Source organism: Streptococcus sp. CL8.13 (assembly GCF_049737895.1).
Genome location: NZ_JBKOTT010000078.1, coordinates 1 through 4,601, shown reverse-complemented (window position 1 = coordinate 4,601; position 4,601 = coordinate 1). Strand labels below are relative to the sequence as shown.

At 41.0% G+C, this 4,601-nt stretch carries 5 protein-coding genes; 2 read left to right on the top strand and 3 right to left on the bottom strand.

Features of this window, described 5'->3' with window-relative positions; all coding sequences use genetic code 11:
- Positions 1-470 (top strand): DUF1697 domain-containing protein (locus ACLNCN_RS03560; RefSeq protein ID WP_424844633.1); only part of this gene is annotated, 470 nt, incomplete at its 5' end.
- 41 nt (positions 471-511) lie between these two features.
- On the opposite strand, the gene ACLNCN_RS03555 is transcribed toward ACLNCN_RS03560, so the two are convergent.
- Positions 512-1,252 carry a MerR family transcriptional regulator gene (locus ACLNCN_RS03555; protein WP_000274780.1) on the bottom strand — a complete coding sequence of 247 codons (741 nt, stop codon included), beginning with the start codon at positions 1,250-1,252 and terminating at the stop codon, positions 512-514.
- Between the two features lie 235 nt (positions 1,253-1,487).
- Here ACLNCN_RS03555 and ACLNCN_RS03550 point away from each other — a divergent pair, with 235 nt between their 5' ends.
- Positions 1,488-2,828, top strand: a complete 1,341-nt coding sequence (locus tag ACLNCN_RS03550) for a sodium-dependent transporter (RefSeq protein WP_424844632.1) — start codon at positions 1,488-1,490, stop codon at positions 2,826-2,828.
- Between the two features lie 40 nt (positions 2,829-2,868).
- Here ACLNCN_RS03550 and manA read toward each other — a convergent pair whose 3' ends face one another.
- Together manA and ACLNCN_RS03540 are read right to left on the bottom strand one after the other, a co-directional pair.
- Positions 2,869-3,813 (bottom strand): mannose-6-phosphate isomerase, class I, encoded by a 945-nt coding sequence (gene manA, locus ACLNCN_RS03545; RefSeq protein WP_424844631.1) that lies wholly within the window; start codon positions 3,811-3,813, stop codon positions 2,869-2,871.
- 120 nt (positions 3,814-3,933) lie between these two features.
- Positions 3,934-4,601, bottom strand: a 668-nt coding sequence (locus ACLNCN_RS03540; RefSeq protein WP_424844630.1) for a family 1 glycosylhydrolase, incomplete at its 5' end; no start/stop codon positions are given.

Below are 4,601 nucleotides of genomic sequence, written 5' to 3'. Positions count from 1 at the left end.
TCCCGAAAATGTCTTATTTGGTAGATATTTTAACAGAAGCTGGTTTTCAACACGTTCGAACCTATATTCAAAGTGGGAATATCATTCTTGAAAGTGATTTAGATTTAGAAGAAATACGAGAATGTGTTCATACTCTGATAAAGGAAAAAATTGGGGCCGACTTAAAAATGGTTATCAAGAACAAAAGTGATTTTAAAAAAATTGTCCAAGAAAACCCGTTTGGAGAACACTATCTTTATGACCGTATACATGTGATTTTTTATCAAGAATCTATTCAAAGTCTCCCTTTAGAAAAATTGAAAATTGATTACGGTGAAGAAGAAATTTGTATCGGTAACCATTGTCTTTACCTCTATCTCCCTAGAACTGCTAAACAAAAGAAACTCCATACCAACTATCTTGAAAAGCTTTTTAATGTAGATTTGACCATGCGAAAACTAAATGTGGTAGAAAAATTATTAAGCAAATAGTGCTTGAATTTAGTAAAAATCGGAAGAATGCTCCTCCGATTTTATTTTGTCTGAGTTTGGACATAATAGGCAATGACATCTGATGTGTACTGGGCTGTTCCAGGTCCAAATTTGTCAATGTTTTCCTTAAATTCTGGGTTGTAGACGTAGCCTTTACCGATATAACCAAATACCTCAATAGAGCAGTCAAATCCATAAGTACGGATGGCTTGCAAGAGTTTAGTGGCTTCTTCTTGATTTTCGGTTGCTGTTACAGGTAGACCAGCTTGAAGATTTTGTGCCAAAGCTTGAAAAACTTGGTTGAAGGCAGCTGTAGCCTCGTCTTCGTGACCTTTTTGGCGCTCCAGCGCTTGGTCCATGACTTCTTGTCCATATTTCTCTACCGCCTCTTGGTGGTATTTTTGATGGTCTTGGTAGTTAAATCCAGCAAATTTCTCTTGAATGCTCATTTCTCTTTCTCCTTTTTGTTCTTTAATGGTTTTTTGCAAGGTTGAAATCAAGGTATCCAGATGTTCCCTTTCTCGAGTCAAATAGTCCAACTGTCTGGTCAGATGGGGCAATAAATCTGTCCTTTCTTCCTTTAATAGCTCTGCTATTTTTTCTAAAGAAAAACCTAGATATTTGTAATAAAGAATAACCTGAAGGCGTTCCAAATCCTCCTGACTGTAGGTTCGATAGCCGTTTTCCGACTTTAAAGGAACCAAAAGTCCTATCTTATCGTAGTGGTGTAGGGTCTTGACAGAGACGCCCGAAAGCTGCGCAGCTTCTTTTATATGGTACATGATTTCCTCCTTACAATGATAGTATAACCCCTCCCCTTAGGTTAGAGTCAAGCGTTTTTGCGAATTTTTTTTACTTTATCATAACATGAAAATGGTTTTCTTGACAGACCTTAGAAAACATGATAGGATAGTCAAGTCTATCAATCAAAAGAAAGGCTCATTTTGAGTACTTATGAGGCTATTTGCCAAGGGCAGTAGCTTTTTCTTTTGTAATACTAATTTTAGGAGTTTAACTATGTCTGAAAAATCGCAATGGGGTTCTAAACTGGGCTTTATCCTAGCATCTGCTGGATCAGCCATCGGACTTGGTGCCGTTTGGAAGTTTCCCTATATGACTGCTGCTAACGGTGGAGGAGGCTTTTTACTAGTCTTTCTCATCTCCACTATTCTAATCGGTTTCCCCCTTTTGCTTGCAGAATTTGCCCTCGGCCGAAGTGCTGGTGTTTCAGCAATCAAAACCTTTGGAAAACTCGGCAAGAATAGTAAGTACAACTTTATCGGTTGGATTGGTGCCTTTGCCCTTTTTATCCTCTTATCTTTCTACAGTGTTATTGGGGGCTGGATTCTGGTTTATCTAGGCATTGAGTTTGGAAAATTGTTCCAAATTGGTGGAACGGGGGATTACGCTCAGTTATTTACTTCAATCATTTCAAATCCAGACATTGCTCTAGGAGCTCAAGCAGCCTTTATCTTATTGAATATCTTTATTGTATCACGTGGGGTTCAAAAAGGGATTGAAAGAGCTTCGAAAGTCATGATGCCCCTGCTCTTTATCATCTTTGTTGTCATCATTGGGCGCTCTCTCAGTTTGCCAAATGCCATGGAAGGGGTTCTTTACTTCCTCAAACCAGACTTCTCTAAGCTGACAAGTGCTGGTCTCCTCTATGCTCTGGGACAATCTTTCTTTGCCCTCTCACTAGGGGTTACAGCCATGTTGACCTATGCTTCTTATTTGGATAAGAAAACCAATCTGGTCCAGTCAGGGATTTCCATCGTAGCCATGAATATCTCGGTATCCATCATGGCAGGTCTAGCCATTTTCCCAGCCATGTCAGCCTTCAATATCCAGTCTGAAGGGGGACCTAGCCTGCTCTTTATCGTCTTGCCTCAACTCTTTGACAAGATGCCTTTTGGAACCATTTTCTACATCCTCTTCCTCTTGCTCTTCCTTTTTGCGACAGTCACTTCATCTGTCGTGATGCTGGAAATCAATGTGGGAAATATCACCAATCAGAATAACAGCAAACGTGCCAAATGGAGTGCTATTTTAGGAATCTTGACCTTCGTATTTGGAATTCCTTCAGCCCTATCTTACGGTGTCATGGCGGATGTTCACATCTTTGGGAAGACCTTCTTTGACGCTATGGACTTCTTGGTTTCCAATCTCCTCATGCCATTTGGAGCTCTCTGCCTTTCACTCTTTACTGGCTACATCTTTAAGAAGACACTTGCTATGGAGGAACTCCATCTTGATGAAACGGCATGGAAACAGGGACTGTTCCAAGTCTGGCTCTTCCTTCTTCGTTTCATCATTCCAATCATCATCATCGTGGTCTTCATCGCCCAATTTATGTAATCAAAAAGGACCTGAGTCATAAACTCAGGCCCTTTCTTTTTTATGGATGACTAACAATCAATTCCAAACCTTGCCCTTCCAGAGTCCAAGTTTCAACATCACTTGGTAGGATAAAGTGGCTACCTTTTTGGATTGGATAGTTTTTCCCGTCAACAGTCAGTTGACCTTGACCATCTAAGACACTCAACAAGCTGTAGTCAGCTGTCTTTTCGAAGTCAACTTTTCCAGTAATTTCCCACTTGTAGACTGCGAAGAAATCATTAGAGACAAGTAAAGTTGAACGTAAATCATCAGCTTTGACTGTTACAGGACGGCTATTTGCAGGTTCACCAATGTTCAAGACATCAATAGATTTTTCAAGGTGAAGTTCACGTAAGTTACCATTATCATCCTTACGGTCAAAGTCATAGACACGATAGGTGGTGTCACTAGATTGTTGGGTTTCAAGAATCAAGATACCTGCACCGATGGCGTGCATGGTTCCACTTGGTACATAGAAGAAATCTCCAGCCTTAACAGGTACTTTGGTCAACAAATCATCCCAGTTCTTATCCTCTATTTGCTGACGGAGTTCTTCTTTTGACTTGGCATTGTGACCGTAGATAATCTCTGAACCTTCATCCGCAGCGATAATGTACCAGCATTCTGTTTTTCCGAGTTCGCCTTCATGCTCTAGTCCATAAGCATCGTCTGGGTGAACTTGGACGCTGAGCCAGTCGTTGGCATCGAGGATTTTGGTCAACAGTGGAAATACAGGTTCTGGACGATTGCCAAACAATTCACGGTGTTCTGCATACAAAGTAGCTAGGTCTGTCCCCTCAAAACGACCATTGGAAACTTTAGAGACTCCATTTGGATGAGCTGAGATGGCCCAGTATTCTCCGATTTTTTCACTTGGGATGTCGTAGCCAAACTCATCACGTAGCTTGGTTCCACCCCAGATTTTTTCTTGCATAACTGATTGTAAAAATAATGCTTCTGACATCTTATTCTCCTGTCTGATTTTTCTCCCCTCATTATAGCAAAAAAAGAGTTCCAGTTGAACTCTTTTTCACATCTTATAAAGTAGGGAGAAGATTTTATAAAAATAGTGAACAAATGTGCTCTACTCAATGCTTGCACCATTGCTAGCAATGACATCCTTGTACCAATAGAAGGACTTCTTTCTGCTACGTTTGAGAGTCCCATTTCCTGCATTATCTCGATCCACATAGATAAAACCATAGCGCTTATTCATTTCGCCTGTTCCAGCTGAAACCAAATCGATACATCCCCAAGTCGTATAACCGAGCAAGTCAACCCCATCTTGGTAAATGGCATCTCGCATAGCCTTGATGTGGGCCTCTAAATAAGCAATTCGATAGTCATCCGCTACATAGCCATTTTCATCTGGCGTGTCTATAACACCGAGTCCATTTTCTACGATGAACATAGGTTTTTGGTAACGATCCCAGATGGCATTGAGGGTGATACGAAGTCCCAATGGGTCAATCTGCCAACCCCATTCAGAGGATTCCAGATAAGGATTTTTGATAGAGGCAAAGACATTTCCAGCGGTCATATTCCTCACTTCTGGATCCCCTGAGGCCACTCGGCTCGCATAGTAAGAGAAGGAAACAAAGTCAACAGTATGATTCTTCAACAAGTCCAAATCCTCTAACGTCATTTGAATCTTAATTCCCTCACGCTCCCACTGCTTCTTTGCGTAATTTGGGTATTCCCCACGCGCTTGAACATCAATGAAGAAGTAACTCTTGCGGTCTTCCTCCATGG